The following is a 21117-nucleotide window of genomic DNA, read 5'->3' as shown; positions in this document are numbered from 1 at the left end:
AGGCATGACGTGTACCAATAGAGTAAATGAGTTAAAATCGCGCTAAAGCAATGTTAAGCAAATATAACAAGGAAGGCATCATGGCGCATGTTAATCACTATGACGTGATCGTAATCGGTAGTGGCCCTGGCGGAGAAGGGGCTGCAATGGGATTAACCAAAGCGGGACTGAATGTTGCCATTGTCGAGAAAGAAAGCAGTGTCGGCGGCGGTTGTACTCACTGGGGTACCATTCCATCAAAAGCACTGCGTCATGCCGTTAGCCGCATCATCGAATTTAATAGCAACCCGCTATTTTGTCGAAACAACACCAGCGTTCATGCAACATTTTCTGACATTTTAGGTCATGCTAAATCGGTCATTGATAAGCAAACTCGACTTCGTCAGGGCTTTTATGACCGTAACTCATGCACACTTTTGTTCGGAACCGCGCGATTTATCGATAACTACTCAATTGCAGTGATGCAAAGCGACGGTACAGAAGAAATCTATTCTGCAGATAAGTTTGTCATCGCGACGGGTTCTCGTCCGTATCAGCCTAACGACGTAGATTTCTTGCATGAGCGCATCTACGACAGTGATTCCATTTTGAGCCTGAAACACGACCCTCGCCATATCATCATTTACGGTGCGGGCGTTATCGGTTGTGAATACGCTTCTATCTTCCGCGGCCTTGGAGTGAAAACCGACCTTATCAATACCCGCGACCGCTTGTTGGAGTTTTTGGATAACGAAGTGTCAGATGCGCTGTCTTACCACTTCTGGAACAGCGGTGTAGTAATTCGTAATGATGAGACCTATGAAAAAATCGAAGGCACAGAAGATGGCGTGATTATTCACCTACAATCTGGCAAGAAGATGAAGGCAGACTGCTTGTTGTATGCGAATGGTCGAACAGGTAACACCGATAAGTTGAATTTGGGTGCAGTGGGTCTGGAAGCGGACTCTCGCGGACAACTAAAAGTAAACCGTAACTACCAAACCGATATCGAACACATTTACGCTGTAGGCGATGTCATCGGTTACCCTAGCCTTGCAAGCGCCGCTTATGACCAAGGGCGATTTGTCGCACAAGCCATTACGAAAGGTCAGGCAGAAAACTACCTGATTGATGATATTCCAACGGGTATCTACACCATCCCAGAGATTAGCTCTGTGGGTAAAACCGAGCAAGAGCTAACAGCTGCGAAAGTACCGTATGAAGTAGGACGCTCTTCGTTCAAGCATCTAGCTCGTGCACAGATCGCAGGGAAAGACATCGGCAGCTTGAAGATATTGTTCCATCGTGAAACCAAAGAAATTTTAGGGATTCACTGCTTTGGCGAACGTGCTGCGGAAATTATCCACATCGGTCAAGCCATTATGGAGCAAAAAGGCTCAGCGAATACCATCGAGTATTTCGTCAATACCACCTTCAACTATCCAACAATGGCCGAAGCGTATCGTGTCGCTGCGTTGAATGGTTTGAACCGCTTGTTCTAATCTATGCTTCTTGATAGCAGACAGAAAAACAGCAGGCTTGGACCTGCTGTTTTTATATCAACATTGTGTTAGGAAGGTATCCTTGTGCCATTGGTAGAGAAAGATAACCCCTAAACCAATACCCCGCATCAACATAAAGCTCGTCATTGCAAACCACAGCGCGTGATTTTCCCACTCGGCGAATAAGTAAAAGACAACGAAGAAACTGCTGGTCGCGACAAACATACTATTGCGCATGTCTTTGCCTTTGGTTGCACCGACAAAAATGCCATCCAATAGAAAGCACCACATCGACGCAAGTGGCATCACCACCAGCCAAGGTAGATATACCGCTGCTTGCTGTTGTACCGCCTCAATTGAAGTGATCATGGCGATCAACTGCGATCCCGCCAAACCAAAGAGCGCGGTCAGTCCTAAACAAATAACCAAACTCCAAAAGAAAGTGCCGACAAGCGATTCACTCAATTGTTGCCTATCTTTGGCACCAATCGCCTTCCCGACCATGGCCTCCATTGCGTAAGCAAAGCCATCCATGCCATACGAGATAATCATCAGGAAGCTCATCAGAACCGCATTTGCAGCGACAACCTCATCACCAAAGCTCGCGCCTTGGAACGTCATAAAGCTAAAAGCCGCTTGCAGACACAAAGAGCGTAAGAAAATATCGCGATTCAATTTCACGAATCGCCCTAAACCGTGTTGAGTGCTGGCTAGCAACTTTTGAGGTGATGGTAATTGCCTCTCTCGCCAGGTTTTCCAGACACACATGAGACCAAAACCCATGCCAGAGTAGTCAGCAATCACCGATGCCAGCGCAGCGCCTTCTACTTTCCACCCCAAATCAATCACAAACAACAAATCGAGGGCAATATTAGTCACGTTGGTGATGATCACCATCCACATTGGTGCTTTGGAATTTTGCGTTCCGAGCAGCCACCCCAACAACACAAAGTTCATTAGCGCAGCGGGGGCACTCCACACACGGATAGAGAAATATTGCATGCCGTAGTGTTTTACCTCTGCGCTGGCGTCACTCCAGCCAAAGATCAAATCAGCAATCGGGTTATGGGCAATAAGGAAGACTAACGCAAACAGCAGCGCCATAAGTGAGCCTTGCATAAACACCAAGGCAAGTTGCTTTCGGTCTTCACCGCCATAGGACTGCGCCGCCAACCCAGTAGTCGACATACGCAAAAAACCAAGCAGCCAAAACGTCACGCTGATCATGGTGCTGCCCAACGCAACACCACCCAAATACCAAGCGTGGTCTAGATGACCAATCACCGCAGCATCGACCAAACCGAGCAATGGAACAGTAATATTCGACAGCACCATAGGTATAGCTAAAGCTAAGACTTGGCGATGAACTTTTGGGTTAGATAAAGGAGAGAAGATTGAATTTGTCACAGGCACCTCATCAGTAAGATCGACGAGTGTACCTGAGCGCTTAACGACTAGCCAATTACCACTTGATGTGAACGAGGACTGGCGTGAGGCGATGCTTCAACATTGGAATCTTATTAAGCCAACGCTGCCAAGCTTTCCAACGAGAACAGAATCTATCGAATGGCGAGAAAGCTTTCACCCATTGTGCCCATGGTAACCATTGCAATATCGGTGCTGCAGGCGCTTCAAAGCCATGAGCATAACGATCAGAGCCAAGCTTTTGTCCCCACTTGGTTTCCGTTAAATCTCCTGCCAGCACCATACACAGTTCAGCAGAAACAAAATGTCGACCCAAGGTTTGAATAAATTTCGCGACTTGACGCTCTGTGCAATCGAGCAGTGCCATTTCACATAAAATGAGCACCGGTGCTTGCTCTGGAATGGCTAACGTCTCTAGCCACGACATTTCATCCACACTGCCACAGCGATGTTCATAGCGTTCATTTTTGTGGAACAAGCGCTGACGCCATACCAAATTTTCCGTCACATCCAGCTCTATCCAATGGCAGCGTCCATTATCCAAACGATAAAAGCGGGTATCCAGCCCCGCTCCGACATTGATTATCCAAGCATCGGGATACTGCTGTAAGAAGTGACTAACCTGCTGGTCACAAAGCTGAGTCAGCGTCACGTGCAGCAATTGCTTCTGCGCAATATCACCACTTAAACAATCCGGCGCCATCTTACAGCTCAAACACGCTTTAGCAGCTATCGGATCGTACACCAAGCCATTGTCGACCATGCTTTCACGGCTACGCAATAACAGTGGCTTCAATAGATGGTTAGGAACTTGATGTTTAGACTGAGACATGGGCATTTCCTGCGCCAGAGAGAAAACATAGACATTAATAAAGATGATAATGAATATCAATTACATTATCAAGCTTATAAATTGGCCAAAACAAACAAGGTCAAGATGATGAGCAAGCTTTTGGAGGAAGTAGAAAAAGAGAAAAGAAGAGAAAAGACAAAACAGCCCAGATCAACTGGGCTGCTTAAATACACTTACATCCAATCGGTATTACGAATAATACCAACGGCTAAGCCTTCAATCGTAAGGTGCTGAGACGTTAAGTCCACTTGGATTGGGGCAAACTCTTCATTCTCAGCATGCAGTAATATGGTTGAGCCTTTGCGCTCCAAACGCTTCACAGTCACATCATCATCAACACGCGCAACGACAACTTGACCGTCTCTCACGTCTTGGGTTTTATGCACCGCGAGCAAATCGCCATCCATAATCCCGATGTCTTTCATACTCTCGCCATTTACACGAAGTAAGAAATCCGCTTGCGGTTTGAACATCGCAGGATCGACTTGGTAGTGCGCCTCTACGTGCTCTTGAGCCAAGATTGGCTCACCCGCTGCGACTTGACCAATCAAAGGCAAACCCTGCTCATCATTGGCTGCGTCTTCAAGCAGGATACGAATCCCACGAGAAGCGCCTGGAATAATTTCAATTGCTTGCTTACGAGCAAGCGCTTTTAGGTGTTCCTCTGCGGCATTCGCAGAGCGGAAGCCAAGCTCACGCGCAATCTCTGCACGAGTTGGTGGCATTCCGGTGTCATCGATTTTACTTTTAATCAAATCGAAGACTTGTTGTTGGCGTGGCGTTAACGGCTTCATGTCTCACCTGTCTTTTTATACAGTTAACTGTGAGTATATCCAGTAAATGCTCAAATGAAAACCCAATTGGTTGTTTTTTAATTTATTTGTGGAGAGCTTTCAGCTTACCGATTAAGTTCATTCTTTATTCGTTTAAAACACCGACTTTTCAGTTAATCAAGTCAAAGCAATAACTTAGGGGTTCGACTAATTTACAGCCAATAAAATTAAAAGGTTTGACCAGTTTCTGGTATCCTTGCAGCGCTTAAATTTTATCGCCTAGGCTTATTTCTATTGCCGTACTCATCTCTTTTTATAGAGAAGACATGCAAAGCGGAAACTGAAATAAGGTTAGGCCTGTTTGAATACCTATTGAGGCTGTGAACTTTATGTCTTCTGGACAATCATTTTCACGTTCATTACTAAAACTACCTTTATCGGTACTGGTAAAGGGCACCACAATCCCGTCGAACCCGATTGAAGATCTGAACATCGACCTAACTAAACCGATTGTATATGCCCTGCCGTTCCGCTCGAACGTGGATTTGCTGACACTGCAAAAACAAGCCATGAGCCTTGGTCTACCCGACCCGCTCAGCCCGCTGGAAATCAATGGCAAAACGCTGAACCGTTTCGTCTTTATCGCTGCGCGTCCAACTGTGATGAACAACGATAATGATGTCCCAACCGATTCTGTTTCTCTGTTCACTGACTTACTGGAACTGCACAAGCTGGATAGTGAGTTGGATGTTCAAATGATCCCTGCAACCGTGCTTTGGGGTCGTAAGCCAGGTAAAGAAGAGAACCAAAAGCCTTACCTTCAACCGATGAATGGTCCGCAAAAAGCCAAAGCAGTAATGGCGGCGGGACGCGACTGCTTAGTTCGCTTTAGTCCCGTGGTATCTCTGCGTTATATGGCAGACTCTCACGGTACCGACAGCGCAATTGCGCACAAACTGGCTCGCGTGGCGCGTATCCACTTCTCACGCCAGAAACTGGCTGCTTCAGGCCCAAACCTGCCACAACGCCAAGTGTTGTTTGCTCGTTTACTAAAATCTCCAGCTATTGAACTGGCGATTGCTGACGAAGCCAAGATCAAAAACATCTCGATTGATAAGGCACGTAAAGAAGCCCACGACATCATGGATGAAATCGCCGCCGACTTCTCCTACAGTCTAGTGAAAAACGGCGACCGCATCCTGAGTTGGTTATGGACAAAACTATACCAAGGTTTGCACATCAATAACGCCTCGACTGTGCGTCGTTTAGCGCAAGACGGCCACGAAATTGTGTACGTTCCTTGTCACCGTAGTCATATGGACTACCTGCTGTTGTCTTATGTTTTATACCATGAAGGCATGGTGCCTCCGCACATTGCGGCAGGCATTAACTTGAACTTCTTCCCGGCCGGTCCGCTTTTCCGTCGTGGTGGGGCGTTCTTTATTCGTCGTAGTTTTAAAGGCAACAAACTGTACTCAACCATTTTCCGTGAGTATCTAGCTGAGCTGTTTGCCAAAGGCTATTCAGTCGAGTACTTCAGTGAGGGTGGTCGTTCACGTACAGGTCGCTTACTGCAAGCGAAAACGGGTATGCTGGCTATGACCATCCAAGCAATGCTACGTGGTCTAAACCGCCCAGTAACACTAGTGCCGGTCTACATCGGTTACGAGCACGTAATGGAAGTAGGCACTTACGCGAAAGAGCTGCGTGGCAAACGCAAAGAGAAAGAAAACGCAGGGCTTGTACTGCGTACTCTGCGTAAACTGCGTAACTTTGGTTTGGGCTATGTGAACTTCGGTGAGCCAATTCAGCTCAACCAATACTTGAACGAGCATGCTCCTGAGTGGACGAAAGACATCGACAGCATGGGTGGTAACAAACCACAATGGATGAATCCTGTGGTGAACGACCTCGCTAATAAGATGATGACGCACATCAATGATGCGGCGGCAGCAAACGCGTTGACCTTGTGTGCAACCGCACTGCTTGCTTCTCGTCAACGTGCACTTTCTCGTGACTCGCTGATCAATCAGATTGAGTGTTACTTAAAGCTACTCAAAAATAACCCGTACTCAAGCACCTCCACTATCCCTACCGAAAGTGCTGAGGAGTTGGTCGATCATGCAATTTCGCTTGATAAGTTCGTGATTGAAACCGATAGCATGGGTGACATCATTTCGCTGGACCGTAGCCAATCGATCCTGATGACCTACTACCGCAACAACATCATCCACTTGTTCGCTCTGCCGTCATTAATTGCCCAAATGCTCATTCGTCAGCGCAACCTTTCGGTAGCCAAGATTCAAGCGAATGTCGCGCAAATCTACCCATTCTTGAAGAAAGAGCTGTTCTTAAGTTACCAAGAAGACGAGTTAGATGAATTGGTCGTTAAAACACTGCATGAATTTGCCGATCAGAAAATGATTAGTCTGGATGGTGATAAGCTAGAGATCAATCAGTCGAACAACCAGCCTTTGGTTCTGTTAGGTCGCACGATAACTGAAACGCTGCAACGCTACTCTATCGCGATGAACTTGCTTGTTGCTTACCCTGAACTCGGTAAATCGGACCTAGAGCAGAAGAGCCAAGATATTGCTCAGCGCCTAGGGCGTTTGCACGGTATTAATGCGCCAGAATTCTTCGATAAAGGTGTGTTTACCGCGATGTTCAATACGCTCAAACAGCAAAAATACCTCGATAACGATGGTAACTGTGACACGAAGAAAACGCAGCAATTTGCACGGCTACTGTTCACTCTGCTTTATCCAGAAGTGAAACTGACGATCGAAGAGAGTATTCACCAACTTCGGTCGTAACCGTTTTACCTTCGTCCAATAAGAAAAAAGGCATCCAATCGGATGCCTTTTTCTATTTCTTCGCTTACCAAAATGCGACCAGTAACCCTATCGCTATCACCATGCCAACATAATTGTTGTTAAGGAAAGCCTTAAAGCACAACTCACGCTCACGGTGACGAATTAAGTGCTGCTGATAAACAAACAACGACGCTGCAATCAAAAGGGTCCAGTAGTAACTTTGTCCCAATTGGTAGAACTGCCCTAACCAAACCAACATCGCGAGTGTAATCAGTTGCAACACACCAATAATAAGCTTGTCATGACGACCAAACAGAATTGCCGTCGATTTAATGCCAATCTTTAGATCATCATCTCGGTCTACCATCGCATATTGAGTGTCGTACGCAATGGTCCACAAAGCATTAATGAGGAACAAAAACCAAACAATCAATGGTAATTCCCCAGTTTGTGCAGCCCACGCCATTGGAATCGCCCAGCTAAAAGCCAAGCCTAAAAATAGCTGCGGAATATGAGTGTAACGCTTCATAAATGGATAGATGAACGCCAACACAATGCCAGCGAAGGATAGCTGAATCGTCAGCGGGTTCATGGTCAGCACTAACAAAAACGAGCTGATACCCAAAACCAAAAATAATCCAATCGCTTCTTTTGCTGTCACTTTCCCTGATGGCAGTGGACGTTGCTTAGTACGCTTTACATGGCCGTCGACTTTGCGATCTGCAAAATCATTAATCACGCACCCCGCACTACGCATTAGGAATACCCCCAATACAAACACGATGAATACATCCCAACTCGGCATCCCTTGGGCTGAGATAATTAGCGCCCAAATCGTTGGCCACATCAGTAACAGTGAACCAATCGGGCGATCCATGCGCATCAGTTGCCAATATGCTTTGGCTTTTTCTGCGGACATTTACACTGTCTCCTTAGCGTAAACTGGTGAATTAGATAAGAATAACTCGGCGACTAGCATCGGTTTGTGATTCATCCACAACCTTGAGCGTCGCGCTAACAAACGTCCTTCTGGTACGGCTACCCATCCCATTTGTAAAGAGTCTCGCTCAACGTTATCTGCGCTGAACACTGTTAATCCTAATGGGATATCCCCTTGTTGAGCCAAATCATACTGCTGATCAACTAAGGTTGAGCGAGGAATCAATGTCCGCCCAATAACCCAGTTATTATTGTCACCGCACAAAATTACCTCTCTCAGTAAGCAATCTTGTTCGGACAATAACTGGCTTTCGTCCTGTTTTAATGTCGCTGCAGTGACGATCTGATTTTGTAGCAATTCTACCGTTAACGCTTGGCAGTGCTGTTTTAAACGACGTGACAAAGACCCTTGCTCTTCAAGCCAGTGCTTGGCAAATTCATTTGGAAATTCGAATTCTTCGGGGTTTTGCCACTCTACTTCCAATAAAGAAGCAAGATAGAGTGATGTTGGCTGATTCATACTAGTATTCAATTGGAGGCTTTATGCGTACAATAAAGCAACAACTTACCGTCCATAGTAATGTATGTAACCGTAAGTTCCGTTATTTGTTATAGACGGCCCATTGTATCAAGACTGAAGCGATTCGAATATCGCGATCCAGAGAAAGAAAAGTTAGAAATATGTACAAACGTTATATAGCCCAAATTATTTTTGCGTTAACCATACTATTCGCCGCACCAAGTTGGGCTGAAACGGAAGAAGCTGGACCTAAGTTGGCATACTTTACCCTAGAGCCTGACCTCACTACTAACTTTTACACCAAAGGCAAAAAGTTAGGTTATGTGCAAGTGCGCATCGACATCATGGTAATGAGTCAACAAGATTTATCAGTTGTTGAGCATCACCAACCTTTGATTCGCGATGCAGTGATTGAATTATTGGGTAAGCAAACAGAAGATACGATTAAGTCCCTGTCTGGCCGAGAAGATCTGCGCAAAACCTTAGTGACGACCCTCAACGAAACGCTTTTGCCTGAAACAGGTAAAACCATCATTGCCGATTTGTTGTTTACAAAATACCTTTATCAATAAACCCAAATCCGTTTTGAACATAAAAAAGACCGCTCTTGAGCGGTCTTTTCATTTCATCTGCTTTAGGCTTGCTGTTGGTATTTCATCTTGCCTGAATCAAACAGCGCAATCGCCATCCCCGACAGTAGCCCAACTAAGTGAGCGGTGTTTGCAATCGCCATAAATGGCTGCACAAAACCAAGAACTAACCATACCAACATAAAGACGATGATTGGCTTGGGTAGCGTAAGGCCTAAATGTGGCAAGCGGTAACCCAATATCCACAAATAACCAAGCAGTGCATAGACCACACCAGACAAGCCGCCGAAGTTAGCCCCTTCAACATAGAACTGGCCTGCCCCTGAAAGCGCTGCCGACACCACAAAGAGTTGCAATAGCTTACCGGAACCGAGACGACGTTCGATGTCGCCCCCCAACTGCCACCACCATAGTAAGTTAAACACGATGTGAGTTACTGAAAAGTGCAGTAACGCATGACTTAGCCATCGCCACACTTGCCATTGTTGCCCCTCAAAAGCCGGGAAGTGCAACAACTTAAACACGCCATTGCCAAAGCCAAACATTTGTAACAAGTAGATGATGATACAGACTGTCATGATCAGCAAAGTCATGGGGCCAGCTTTCGCTTTGACCATGCTCATGATACTCGGGCTGGAATAATGAAATGTGCTCTTACGAGTATCGGCAACGTCCCACGAGGCGGCGCTGTATTTTGAATCAGACGGGTTAGCAAGGAACAGCTTAAGTTCGGCTTCCGCTTCTATTTCATGCTGGCTATCAGTCAGCCACAGCGCAAATTGCCCATCCCCTTCAGGCATCATTTCGATGTCAATTTGGCGAGAGGCCATATAATCAATAAAGGCTTGCGCCATACGTGGATTATTTAACGTTACCAATCTCTTCATTAACTTCTCACTATCGGTAGTTCTGCTCGATGCCAGGCTTCAAAGCCACCATCTACACTGTACACCTGTTCAAAGCCTTGGTTAACTAAATATTGCGCCGCACCTTGGCTACTAATGCCGTGGTAACACATCACCAGAATAGGTTGTTCGAACTCCACTTCATCCATAAACGCAACGATCGTATCGTTAGTTAAATGATACGCGGACTCCGCATGCGCAACGGCAAACGATTGAGGGTCACGGATATCTACAAGCTTCGCATCACCCTGCTCGAGCAGCGCTTGCGCACCTTGTACATCGATATGCTTAAACTGATCCATTTACTTTCTCATTGTCTTATTAATATACCCAAGCAACCTCGAACCTAACGTACTAATCAGCACCCGTGGTACAGCATAAAATCCATATTTGAAGCTGCTTGGGTATACTGCCGCTATTGTAACCTATCCAACGGCAAACTTAGACACATGGATAATCAGGTTTTCCAAAAGTGTACACATTCCAACCATTTGTGGATAAAGCTGTGAATTGCGTTGATAAAGTGTATTTGGATCTTTTGATCCACAATATGTAGTGATGATCCTGATCTAACTGTGTGTATATCTATAACTATCCCCAGATGGAAAAGTGCTTGAATCCCTTATTTTGTCCGGGTTTCGAACAGTTGATAAATAATTACTTCACAGAGTTATACACAGGTAGCACATAAAATCCGGATCGCAAACGCTATCGATTTTCGATCGACAATAAAAAAGCCGAGATCACATGATCTCGGCTTTCTATGAAAATCTTACTTTCAATTAGCAGTGGAAATTAAAATTCACCCACGGCCAATTTTAGTTTCTTCATTGCATTTTTTTCTAGCTGGCGAATACGCTCGGCGGAAACACCGAACTCATCAGCTAAGTCTTGCAATGTTGCTTTCTCATCATCTAACCAACGAGAACGCACGATGCGCTGACTACGCTCATCCAAACTCGCTAATGCATGACCCAAGCGATTGTTGGTATGCATTTCCCAGTTGGCGGCTTCAATGTTGTCGGCCACATCAGACGATTTGTCTTCTAGGTATAGCATCGGCGCTGTGTAAGCGTTTGAACTGTCGTCTTCATCAGTTGGCATATCAAAGGTTGAATCCACCGCCGCTAAGCGTGATTCCATCTCGCGAACTTCAGAAGGCTCAACACCTAACTCGCGCGCAACGGTTTCCACTTCACCGTTGTTAAACCAACCCAAGCGCTTTTTCGACTTACGCAGGTTGAAGAACAATTTACGTTGCGCTTTAGTGGTCGCAATTTTCACGATACGCCAGTTACGTAGCACGTATTCGTGGATCTCTGCTTTGATCCAGTGGACAGCGAAAGAAACCAAGCGAACCCCTACTTCTGGGTTAAAACGCTTAACGGCTTTCATTAGACCGATGTTACCCTCTTGCACAAGATCCGCCATTGGCAAACCGTAGCCAGAGTAACCACGAGCAACGTGAACAACGAATCGTAGGTGCGAAAGAATTAGACCTTTTGCAGCCTCAATCTCACCTTTATAGTGTAATCGTTCTGCCAGCTCACGCTCTTCGTCTGCAGTCAGCATTGGGTAGCTGTTTACTGAGCGAATATAGCTATCAAGGCTATCTTGCGTGACTAGAGCCATCGGATACGCTTCTTTTGTCATTCAATTCCTCATCAATCTCTGATCTGGAGCATTACATTGCAATTTAGCTTCGATATCTTGAACTCAAAATGAACAAGTTTCAAGAAGGGGAAGCAATTATCCATAAACATTTGGTCTAAGCAAGGGTTCAAAATTAGCTAGTGCTAATAAAATCCAAGTAATAAGACCGCCATCACTTAAACTGGTTCAATTTCTTTTAAATGTCGTTGCGCAGAAAAGCGCGCCGCAATACATCCCAAAAGACTCCCAATGATGATTAGTAACAAAGATTCATCCCAACTTAGACCAATCAGGCGGAACTGGCTATCGTACAACGCAGCAAGGTCTTCCACCGCACTATTCATGACAATGGTCACTAAAGCCGTTACCAACCACGCAATAGTGGCACCTAACACGCCAAACCACATACCTGTGTACAAGTAAGGGCGCAGAATGAAACTGTCCGTCGCACCGATCAGTTTCATGGTTTGAATCTCTTCTTTATTCGCCAGCACATTAAATCGCAATGTATTGCCAACGATTAAAAATACCGCACCGAGCATCAGCACTGTCAGGGTAATGACAATAATACTCGCGAGAGTTTTGATTGCATCAAGACGCGCCAGCCAGTCTTCGTCAAGTCTCACGTCGGTCACATCTTGTTGCTCTCGAACGTCTTTGGCTAATGACTGAATATCACTTTTTAGCTCCGAATCTGGCGTAATCACCAACACACCAGGAAGCGCATAGCCACTTAAAAGACTGATAGCTTGGTCGAACCCTGCATATTGGCTTAAATCAGATAGACCTTGTTGCGGTGAAATATATTCTACCTCTTTTACCAAAGGCCAAGTTTCAATTTGATCTTTGAGAACCATCACTCGCGCATCCGGCATGCCTTCAACTAAGTAAGCACTAACTTGTGAAGGAGAAGCGACATCTTCCGCTGCCCCTGCAACGTTTTTCCCCAATAGATACAAACAAGCTGGCATGGCAAGTGCCATGGAGATGACCGCTAGGGTCAGAATGTTGCCTAGTGGTCGTTGCCATAAGGCGCTAAAAGAGGATTTAGCTTGTTTTGCGTGGACAGAGAAAAAACCATCGGTATTCGCACGCTTGGCACTGCGGCCTTTCCCCTTCTTTTGGGAGTGCTTGTTACCTGCCATAGTCTTCTACCTCACTTAGGAAGCCTTGGTTCAATTCAAAATGACGATACTGTGGGCGAGTGTTTACTAACCCCACATCGTGCGTGGCAAGTAAGATTGTCACGCCCGCACGGTTAAATTCTTCGAATAGACGCAACACACGGTTGGATAATTCTGGGTCAAGGTTACCCGTAGGCTCATCAGCCACCAGCAACGTTGGTCGATTAACCACAGCACGGGCAATACCGACGCGCTGTTGCTCACCACCAGAAAGTTGACTAGGTAGACAACGAGCTTTATCGAGTAAGCCCGTTTTATCTAACGCCGCAGAAACACGGCGTTTGATTTCGTTTTCAGAAATCGATTCGATACGCATTGGCAGAGCGACATTGTCGTACACACTGCGATCCATCAATAGGCGATGATCTTGAAAAACAATCCCAATATTGCGGCGCAAAAAAGGGATGTCTTTGCCTGGAATACGCGTGATGTCGTGGCCATTAAAATGGATTTTGCCATCGGTTGGTCGCTCTATCGCGCAGATCAATTTCAGCAAGGTACTTTTACCAGCCCCGGAATGTCCGCCTAAAAACGCCATTTCACCGCGCCTCAGGTGAAAATCGACTTTTTGCAGTGCTTGTCGACCACCTCGGTAAGCTTTGCTTACTTGCTGAAATTTGATCACCGTTGATTTCCTCTAACTCTTTTTATTCTTCACGACTAAACAGTGCGTCAATAAACTCTTGAGTTTCAAATGGACGCAAGTCTTCGATACCTTCACCCACACCAATGTAACGAATTGGAATACCGAACTGATCAGCGATAGCGAAAATTACGCCGCCCTTGGCTGTACCATCCAGCTTAGTCAAAGTAATCCCGGTTAGAGGGGCAACATCACTGAAAAGTTTCGCTTGGCTAATGGCATTTTGTCCTGTACCTGCGTCAAGCGTTAGCATGATCTCATGTGGTGCAGAGTCATCAATTTTCTTCATCACACGTACAATCTTACGCAGCTCTTCCATTAGGTTCGCTTTGTTCTGTAGACGACCTGCTGTATCAGCAATCACCACATCCACACCACGTGCTTTTGCCGCTTCAATCGCATCATAGATAACAGAGGCACTGTCTGCGCCAGTATGTTGAGCAATCACAGGAACATTATTACGTTCACCCCACACTTGTAGCTGCTCAACCGCTGCGGCACGGAAAGTATCTCCCGCTGCAAGCATCACTTTTTTGCCTTGAGTTTGGAACTGCTTGGCAAGCTTACCGATGGTCGTGGTTTTACCCACGCCATTTACACCCACCATCAAGATGACGTAAGGCGTTTTGTTGCTATCGATTTCTAGTGGCTGTTCGACTTTAGAAAGAATCTCAGCCATTTCTTCTTTCAACAAACCATAAAGGGCTTCGCCGTCTTTCAGATCGCCACGTGTGGCTTTTTCTGTCAGGTTGTTGATAATTTTTGTTGTGGTATTCATGCCCACATCAGCAATAAGCAGTTGCTCTTCTAGCTCTTCAAATAAGTCCTCATCGATTTTCTTACCGCTGAACAGACCGAAGAAGCCAGCACCAATATTTGCTTTTGTTCGGCTTAGGCTGCGTTTAAGACGAGCAAAAAAGCTTTCTGTTGGCTTTTCTTGTTCTTGAACACGAGGCGCGGCCGATACGACTTCTGGCTCCTCTGCTTCTGCTTCTGCTTCTGCTTCTGCTTCTGCTTCTGCTTCTGCTTCTGCTGGGGCAGCCTCTGATTGTTTCTCTTCTTCTTCAAGTTCTGGCGTTGCTTCCGCTTGCTCAGCAACCGCTTCGGTTTGCTGCTCTTCAGAAGGCGCTTCCACTGCTTCTTCTTTTACTGTTTCTTCAGTTTTTGGTTTTGGGCTTTGTTCTTCGTCACCAAAACCTAGCCACGAAAGTAATCCGCGCTTCTTTTTTTCCGTCATCTGGGGCTATCCTAGATTGTTCTTTTATCTATTAATGACTCTTTTTTGACAAGATTATTATCTGTCTAAAAAAGGCTAATGACAAAGTTCTGAAAACTTTCCGATTAGGTAATTCTAATCTTATTAGTGTTACACTCTGTCATCTTGAATATTCTGGGCTGTATCCAAGCTCCAAGCTCATTGCTTGGGCGATTAGATATAGTATCACTTTATTAGCGGTCAAAAAATCTATGGTAAGACGTCGCCAGCAAAACTCATCACAAAAAAAGCCAACAACGGGCTTTGTTCGCATTATTAGTGGCTTATGGAGAGGCAGAAAACTTCCTGTACACGATGCTGAAGGCTTACGCCCCACGACCGATCGCGTCAAAGAAACGCTGTTTAACTGGTTAGCTCAAGATGTACCACAGGCAAAATGTCTCGACTTGTTTGCTGGCTCTGGCGGCTTGGGATTTGAGTCAGCTTCGCGCCAAGCAGAGCAAGTGACCATGGTTGAGCTAAACCCACAAGCTTTCCAACAGTTACAAAAGAATGTTGCCTCTCTTAACGCGAACAACATCCAAGTGGTAAATACCGACGCACTGAGTTTTTTGAAGCAACCGGGTTCTGCTCACCATGTGGTGTTTATTGACCCACCGTTTCGCAAAGGTCTATTGGATGAGACCGTGGCTCTGCTAGAACAAAATGGCTGGCTCGCGGAAGATGCGATGATTTATATTGAAACAGAAAAAGAACTCAATATTGCCGACTTACCAGAAAACTGGCAATTACATCGAGAAAAAACAGCAGGCCAAGTGAGCTATCGTCTGTACGAACGTACCTCCGCATAACGCCTCGATTTAAAAGGATACTTAAATGAAAGCACTAATTATGCTGGCCAAAGCGGCTATCGCCTTTGTTTGGTTAGTATTAATCCTAAATATTTTTATGCCCTTCCCCGGCAATGCCGCGATTGCGCTATACATCATGACCGCTTTTTTGTTCATCATGCACGGTTTACAAATGGCCATCTTCATTGGTGCATTTGGCGACAAAATAAAAATGAGCAGTTGGGAAAAATATTCAATCCTGATTTTTGGTATTTTTGCCCTACTCGATATTCGTCGTAAACACATGATGTAATCGCTCAGATACGAAAAAGCCGCTCTTGTGAGCGGCTTTTTTCTGCGTTTCGTTCGTCACCCAATGTAACTTTTTACACCATCTAAGAACATTTGAGTGGAGATCATCACCAGTAACAAGCCCATTAAGCGTTCTACCGCCTTCAAGCCACGTTCACCCAACAAGCGATTAAAGAAGCCATAAAACATCAGTATAAAAAATGTTGCGCCCCACGCAATTACGACTGATGCTGACATTTCCAACATTTTCTCTGGATGTTGCGAAGACAGTAAAAGCAAGGCTGCAATCACTGAAGGGCCCGCGATCATAGGAATGGCCATCGGAACAATAAAGGGCTCCTCGCCTGCTGCCAGTCCAGTGATGCTGCCAGCACTCGGGAAAATCATCTTAATCGCAATAATGAAGAGAATAATGCCACCTGAAATGCTGAGCGTTTCTGGCTGGACATGCAAAAAACTTAAGATGCTTTGTCCTGCAAACAGAAACAGCATCAAGATCAGTAAGGCAAACAGTAGTTCACGAATCAATACCTTACGACGACGCTTGGGATCGATATGTTTGAGAATAGACAACACAATCGGCAAGTTACCGAGGGGGTCCATGATTAGAAACAGCATGGTCGCTGCAGAAAGAATGTCCATATTCTGGCCTCACCTAAAAAATGGCGGCCAGTGTATAGCAAACTGACAACATGAGTATATGACTGAGGGCGAAAACACCATAGTCACCCTCGATCTTAGCCGCCGTTTAGTGATTGCAAACTCGCGCCATATTGACCACAAACTTACCTTCAAGCTCACGAATTTTGTCGCGCTTGAGCAAAAATGCTAGTAATGCATCTAAGTCTAGATCATTCAGTTTACAGGTGTGAAAGCGAACGCTAGCACCAAAGTGCTGTGTGAGGGCTTCGCGATCCATTGGTGTTTCTCTAAGTAGGTTTAGCAGCTCGTGAGCATGGATTTCACTCATTATTGACTCCAGTTATTAAGAACAATGCGTTCAGTTTACTGAAATCCTCAAGAGCTGCTTTGACTTAAATTAGTAAATGATTGAGGCAACAATGAGGGCATGAGCAAAAAAGTAACTGCCACTCACCCACAAATAGGCGTGTTTCATCGGTTTTCGATAACCGTGTATCGCGTATGCCAGCGCCGAATAGATCAGAACTAAGGTTCCGCTAAAACCGATAGCATTGGCGTAACTCGGCACTTGTAACCAAACTTCACCGGCTGCCCAAGCAAGTTGAACCAGCATCATCCCCATGATCACAACAGGGAATACCAGAGAGTCGAGTTGAGGTAGCAACAAAAAGAACGCCACGATACTCGCTGCAAGCAGCAGGGCCAACAGCCACCAGACAATCTCACCATTAAGCTGCACCCAAAATGACTTGCTGTAGCATACCTGGGCAACCAGATAAGCCGTAAAATAGATTAGCTTACGAGTTTTAAACGAGTGCAGCGTATCTGCCACCATAGACACAATAAGCCCACCCGCAATCCAGTAGGTATATGTTGCGGATGCACCTTGAGTTAACACCAACACAAGAAGAAGTAGCAGAGTAAAGATTTTAAACACGAGGGATTGTGTCGGGTTAGCTTGCTTTGCTCCCAACACGGAATACACACCTGATAGCCCTATCGCCAGCCAACTCCACATGCAGTATACACCTTTTACTTAAACTCGCCGCTAGTCTAGGTAGACCAGTTTTGATGTAAAGACACAATCTACGAAAGTTGGATCTCGCTAGCGATTCGAAACATTTTGTAACCCTCAGCCTACGTAATAATAAAGCCGATGAGCCTGAATGATGCCACTAAACATTGGGGCCAAGCTTTGCTCATCAGCCGAACCCATCAAATCACACGACACAATAACCAACGCTTTCTAAAACTATTTAACTGAAAAACAGATAAGTGCTCCAGGTAAGCCGCCATTTCACAAACTGACGATTAAACCACCAGGATGTATGTAATGCAGGCAACAAGCATAAATAACAGACACAAAATAGAAAATAGTCTTAGTAGCGCTCTAAGAGAGGAGAAACCACTGATGACTAGGGGTAAAAACTAAGAAAACCGACCTTAATTCAGTAAAAAAAACATCAGACAAGAAAAGTAAGTCAATGATAAATAAAACCATAATTTCAATAACAGATAAAAGTGCGGACTTCATAAACCATAAAATCACTAAACACTTTTGAAGCCCATATTTTCTCATAAGGTAAGAAAATCTCACTCCATGCTTTCGATTTGACGATGCAACCTCATAGCACATTTTTTAATTTTCTCAATTTTTGAGAAATACAGACAAAATAAACACCCAACATACCATTCGAAACAAAAAACAATTACAAAGCCAACATCACAAACCATTTAACATTATAAAATCATACACTTAAAACAAAAAAGGATAGAAATAAAACAATGTGAACACTTTAAATACAGCACAAAAAACATAGTTTCATTAGTCAGAATCACGTAAAACCAGACAAGTTAAGTGTGGTTTTTGAAAAGATTAACGAGCATATGTTGATCAAACCCCAAAAACAGTGCTATATTAAATTCATCGAGTTCATCAAAGATTAAGGGGTAGTGTTATGATTTCATCTTCTCAAAAACAAGGGCTGGTTATGATTGCAGTGGTTGTGGGTTTAATGACACTGCCAATGATGTACTAACCCAATGATTTAAAATAAAAAAGGACGCAAATGCGTCCTTTTTTATTTATCTGTATAGCTCTACTGAATGTGCTTAGACAAAATATCCCAGTGCATATAGTAAAAACCAAGAGCTGCCAGCGTAATCAACGTCATTAGCAAAATTGCTGTACGCCAAATAAAGCGAGAGCTTCTTGGTGTCAGCTCTTTTTCACAAGCATCACATGCCGCCATAAAGCCTTTACGATCATCCAGCTTGTAATCGTCTTCGTGCACCACTTTGTTACGCACGGTTGCGATGAATCGAAGCTTTGCTATCACGTCATGCGGTAAACGTTCTTCACAACTATTAATAAGTTGGTGCAACCCTTTCCCTTCTGCATGGTACTGAGTACGCAAAAGTTTTTCGATCGTTCGGGTACGCATGACTACTTTTTCAATATCTGACATCGTAACCCTCCTTACCAGACCCTTCCTATGTTCATTATTTTTATTCTTCTATAAATTTAGAGCTTTTTCGAGCCGTTAAGTGCAATTTTACTTTCAATTTGTGCCCTTGAGCTCATATAGCCAGACAAGTGAAAGCTGCTTAGTTCAGCTTTAGTGACGTAGCTTACAGATGAAGCAACAATTTCATCGCGTCCCCATTAAGATAAACCGTGAAGTGCGCCGAATAAAATTCATATCCCTTTCATTAGATTATGAATAAGTTACCTCAACTCATCGTTTCGTCAGCGAGTTCTGTAGAATGGGACCCGATAAAACATTGGAGGTTAATATGCCAATCTCACTTATTTTCGCCCTATTCGCCCTTATTGCCTTGGGCGCGTGGGTGTTTTTCCGTTTTTATAGTAAGCACTATGTGGGCGAAGACGCTCCAGAGCAAAGCGCGCAGGTAACGGTTTTAGATAAACAAGCGATAGACATACCAAACGCACCACCAGGTCAAGACGATCAAGAGTATTGGATTTACGTTCAACGTGGTTCTATCGGTCCAAAGCGTGAATTCCAAATTGGAGTGCATTACTACCATGCACTCAACCCTGGAGATAAGGGAACATTGACCTATCGCGGCAACAAGTTCCTTCACTTCGCTATCAAACGTTAAGGCAGTAACCAACGAGTCTTGGCAGAACGAGAAAAGAGATAGCTCATCGTCAAGGCTCCAGATCCACTTAGAACGATCCAGACTGGAATCACCCACGCAGGATGTCCTGTGTACCAACCGAACTCTTTCATCGGCCATAAGAAAATAGGGTGAAGTAAGTAAATCCCCAAGCTGTGCTGACTGATCACACTGACCACTTTTTGTACTTTTGGTGATAAGCCTTCACCAAAGTAACGCCCGATCATAAAAATCATCGAAGCCGCTAGAATCACATTCAGTGTTTTATAAGAGAGCCAGCGCCCAACCGTATACTTCTCCGCCTCTAAGCTATTTGTCACAACCATCGTAAAGGTCACTGCCAACGCCACGAGTCCTAGCCCAACAAATAAGGTCACCATAGAGCGATTCAAAGGTACCTTTTGAAATAAAACATACCCCAGTGGAAGGTAACCCATATAAAGCCACATCTGATTACTCCAAGGGCCATCAATCTTGAACAAGAACAGAGTGCTGGTGAAAAGCCAAAATGCGAGATAGGTATACAAGACGTTGTCATCCACGTTGCGTACCATCCATTGAAACAGCGGAATCACAAAATACAGTGGTATAAAGTAATAGAAAAAGCCGAGATGGTAATACGTTGCGTGGAATGGGCTATTGCTTAATACCTCTTTTACGGTTTCAAAATCAAAGCCTTGAGACGTCCAGCCTGAAAGGTATGCATAAAACATCGACCAAATAAGAAATGGAACTAAAACTTTGCCCAAACGCCTTTTGATATAATACTTACCGTCAAATGGTCGAGTGTCACTGAGCATTAGCGCTCCGGTGATCAAAATAAAAACTGGCACTGCCCAGCGGGTTACGCTATTCACGCCTACCGCTGTCAGCCATTGGTCAAATGGAATCACTCCTAACTCATTTCGATACGGTGCCAAGACGTGAATGGCGATCACTGCTACCGCTGCGAAGCAGCGCAATAAATCAAAAAACAGAACCCTTTCTCTCATACCTTTCCCTACTTTGAGTCGCTTATCGTTTATAGCATAGGGTAAATCTCAACCAGTGAAATAGTTAACAATCTGTTTTTGCTTATTTTTAACTCAACAATGACCTACAACGGGGATTTCATCACCACTCTAATCACTTAACGAGAACCAAAAACCAAGCATCAGTATTCACTCTCGATGCCAAACCGAAACAATCTGA

At 44.8% G+C, this 21117-nt stretch carries 22 protein-coding genes; 6 read left to right on the top strand and 16 right to left on the bottom strand.

Annotated features, from left to right (window positions below; all coding sequences use genetic code 11):
- Nucleotides 1-50: 50 nt before the first annotated feature.
- Nucleotides 51-1481, top strand: coding sequence for a Si-specific NAD(P)(+) transhydrogenase (gene sthA / locus R7Z41_RS20905; RefSeq protein ID WP_005389689.1), 1431 nt, complete (start codon nt 51-53; stop codon nt 1479-1481).
- A gap of 57 nt (nt 1482-1538) precedes the next feature.
- Here sthA and dinF read toward each other — a convergent pair whose 3' ends face one another.
- The 3 genes from dinF to lexA form a co-directional block, all read right to left on the bottom strand.
- Nucleotides 1539-2888 carry an MATE family efflux transporter DinF gene (gene dinF / locus R7Z41_RS20900; RefSeq protein ID WP_225455826.1) on the bottom strand — a complete coding sequence of 450 codons (1350 nt, stop codon included), beginning with the start codon at nt 2886-2888 and terminating at the stop codon, nt 1539-1541.
- Nucleotides 2889-2943: 55 nt separating this feature from the next.
- The gene (locus R7Z41_RS20895; protein ID WP_053304469.1) at nt 2944-3738 is read right to left on the bottom strand and encodes a class I SAM-dependent methyltransferase; all 795 of its coding nucleotides are present in this window, start codon (nt 3736-3738) and stop codon (nt 2944-2946) included.
- Between the two features lie 194 nt (nt 3739-3932).
- A complete protein-coding gene (gene lexA, locus R7Z41_RS20890; RefSeq protein WP_005378682.1) occupies nt 3933-4553 on the bottom strand; it encodes a transcriptional repressor LexA in 621 nt (206 codons plus the stop codon).
- 368 nt (nt 4554-4921) lie between these two features.
- On the opposite strand from lexA, the gene plsB reads away from it, so the two are divergent.
- A complete protein-coding gene (plsB, locus tag R7Z41_RS20885) occupies nt 4922-7348 on the top strand; it encodes a glycerol-3-phosphate 1-O-acyltransferase PlsB (protein ID WP_005389683.1) in 2427 nt (808 codons plus the stop codon).
- Between the two features lie 64 nt (nt 7349-7412).
- Here the strand turns inward: plsB and ubiA are convergent, their stop codons facing one another.
- Both ubiA and R7Z41_RS20875 read right to left on the bottom strand, forming a co-directional pair.
- Nucleotides 7413-8267, bottom strand: coding sequence for a 4-hydroxybenzoate octaprenyltransferase (gene ubiA, locus R7Z41_RS20880; protein WP_005378684.1), 855 nt, complete (start codon nt 8265-8267; stop codon nt 7413-7415).
- Nucleotides 8268-8807 carry a chorismate lyase gene (locus R7Z41_RS20875; RefSeq protein ID WP_005378686.1) on the bottom strand — a complete coding sequence of 180 codons (540 nt, stop codon included), beginning with the start codon at nt 8805-8807 and terminating at the stop codon, nt 8268-8270.
- Nucleotides 8808-8968: 161 nt separating this feature from the next.
- On the opposite strand from R7Z41_RS20875, the gene R7Z41_RS20870 reads away from it, so the two are divergent.
- Nucleotides 8969-9379, top strand: coding sequence for a flagellar basal body-associated protein FliL (locus R7Z41_RS20870; protein WP_005378687.1), 411 nt, complete (start codon nt 8969-8971; stop codon nt 9377-9379).
- 62 nt (nt 9380-9441) lie between these two features.
- Here R7Z41_RS20870 and glpG read toward each other — a convergent pair whose 3' ends face one another.
- The 6 genes from glpG to ftsY all read right to left on the bottom strand — a co-directional run bounded on the left by glpG (nt 9442) and on the right by ftsY (nt 15019).
- A complete protein-coding gene (glpG, locus tag R7Z41_RS20865; RefSeq protein WP_017636076.1) occupies nt 9442-10284 on the bottom strand; it encodes a rhomboid family intramembrane serine protease GlpG in 843 nt (280 codons plus the stop codon).
- Nucleotides 10284-10604: a thiosulfate sulfurtransferase GlpE gene (glpE, locus tag R7Z41_RS20860; protein WP_005378691.1), complete on the bottom strand. Its 321-nt coding sequence runs from the start codon at nt 10602-10604 to the stop codon at nt 10284-10286. Before glpE ends, glpG begins: the two co-directional genes overlap by 1 nt.
- A 493-nt stretch (nt 10605-11097) precedes the next feature.
- On the bottom strand, nt 11098-11955 hold the full coding sequence (gene rpoH, locus R7Z41_RS20855; protein WP_005378693.1) for an RNA polymerase sigma factor RpoH: 858 nt from the start codon (nt 11953-11955) through the stop codon (nt 11098-11100).
- 176 nt (nt 11956-12131) lie between these two features.
- Complete coding sequence (ftsX, locus tag R7Z41_RS20850) at nt 12132-13100, bottom strand: permease-like cell division protein FtsX (RefSeq protein WP_005378695.1); 969 nt, start codon at nt 13098-13100, stop codon at nt 12132-12134.
- On the bottom strand, nt 13090-13764 hold the full coding sequence (ftsE, locus tag R7Z41_RS20845; RefSeq protein ID WP_005378697.1) for a cell division ATP-binding protein FtsE: 675 nt from the start codon (nt 13762-13764) through the stop codon (nt 13090-13092). The genes ftsX and ftsE overlap by 11 nt, the downstream gene beginning before the upstream one ends.
- A gap of 22 nt (nt 13765-13786) precedes the next feature.
- Nucleotides 13787-15019, bottom strand: coding sequence for a signal recognition particle-docking protein FtsY (gene ftsY, locus R7Z41_RS20840; RefSeq protein WP_064354405.1), 1233 nt, complete (start codon nt 15017-15019; stop codon nt 13787-13789).
- Nucleotides 15020-15249: 230 nt separating this feature from the next.
- Between ftsY and rsmD the strand changes: the two genes are divergently transcribed.
- Both rsmD and R7Z41_RS20830 read left to right on the top strand, forming a co-directional pair.
- Nucleotides 15250-15849, top strand: a complete 600-nt coding sequence (rsmD, locus tag R7Z41_RS20835) for a 16S rRNA (guanine(966)-N(2))-methyltransferase RsmD (protein ID WP_005378702.1) — start codon at nt 15250-15252, stop codon at nt 15847-15849.
- Nucleotides 15850-15874: 25 nt separating this feature from the next.
- Complete coding sequence (locus R7Z41_RS20830; protein ID WP_005378704.1) at nt 15875-16141, top strand: DUF1145 domain-containing protein; 267 nt, start codon at nt 15875-15877, stop codon at nt 16139-16141.
- A gap of 56 nt (nt 16142-16197) precedes the next feature.
- On the opposite strand, the gene R7Z41_RS20825 is transcribed toward R7Z41_RS20830, so the two are convergent.
- The 4 genes from R7Z41_RS20825 to R7Z41_RS20810 form a co-directional block, all read right to left on the bottom strand.
- Entirely contained in the window at nt 16198-16782 is a 585-nt protein-coding gene (locus tag R7Z41_RS20825) for a YhgN family NAAT transporter (RefSeq protein ID WP_005389671.1), read from the bottom strand.
- Nucleotides 16783-16888: 106 nt separating this feature from the next.
- Nucleotides 16889-17110, bottom strand: coding sequence for a YecH family metal-binding protein (locus tag R7Z41_RS20820; RefSeq protein WP_005378711.1), 222 nt, complete (start codon nt 17108-17110; stop codon nt 16889-16891).
- A 69-nt stretch (nt 17111-17179) separates the two neighbouring features.
- The gene (locus R7Z41_RS20815) at nt 17180-17800 is read right to left on the bottom strand and encodes a lysoplasmalogenase (RefSeq protein ID WP_005389670.1); all 621 of its coding nucleotides are present in this window, start codon (nt 17798-17800) and stop codon (nt 17180-17182) included.
- Between the two features lie 1081 nt (nt 17801-18881).
- A complete protein-coding gene (locus tag R7Z41_RS20810; protein WP_005378717.1) occupies nt 18882-19250 on the bottom strand; it encodes a hypothetical protein in 369 nt (122 codons plus the stop codon).
- A 328-nt stretch (nt 19251-19578) separates the two neighbouring features.
- On the opposite strand from R7Z41_RS20810, the gene R7Z41_RS20805 reads away from it, so the two are divergent.
- A complete protein-coding gene (locus R7Z41_RS20805; RefSeq protein WP_005378719.1) occupies nt 19579-19908 on the top strand; it encodes a DUF2500 domain-containing protein in 330 nt (109 codons plus the stop codon).
- Here R7Z41_RS20805 and R7Z41_RS20800 read toward each other — a convergent pair.
- A complete protein-coding gene (locus R7Z41_RS20800; protein WP_206971037.1) occupies nt 19905-20918 on the bottom strand; it encodes an acyltransferase in 1014 nt (337 codons plus the stop codon). The genes R7Z41_RS20805 and R7Z41_RS20800 overlap by 4 nt on opposite strands.
- Nucleotides 20919-21117 lie beyond the last annotated feature (199 nt).

The sequence above is a fragment of the Vibrio sp. 1457 genome (assembly GCF_033340195.1).
In the GTDB taxonomy this organism is placed as follows: Bacteria; Pseudomonadota; Gammaproteobacteria; order Enterobacterales; family Vibrionaceae; genus Vibrio; species Vibrio alginolyticus.
The sequence above is the reverse complement of the archived record's forward strand: the minus strand, read 5'-3'. Positions and strand labels throughout refer to the sequence as shown.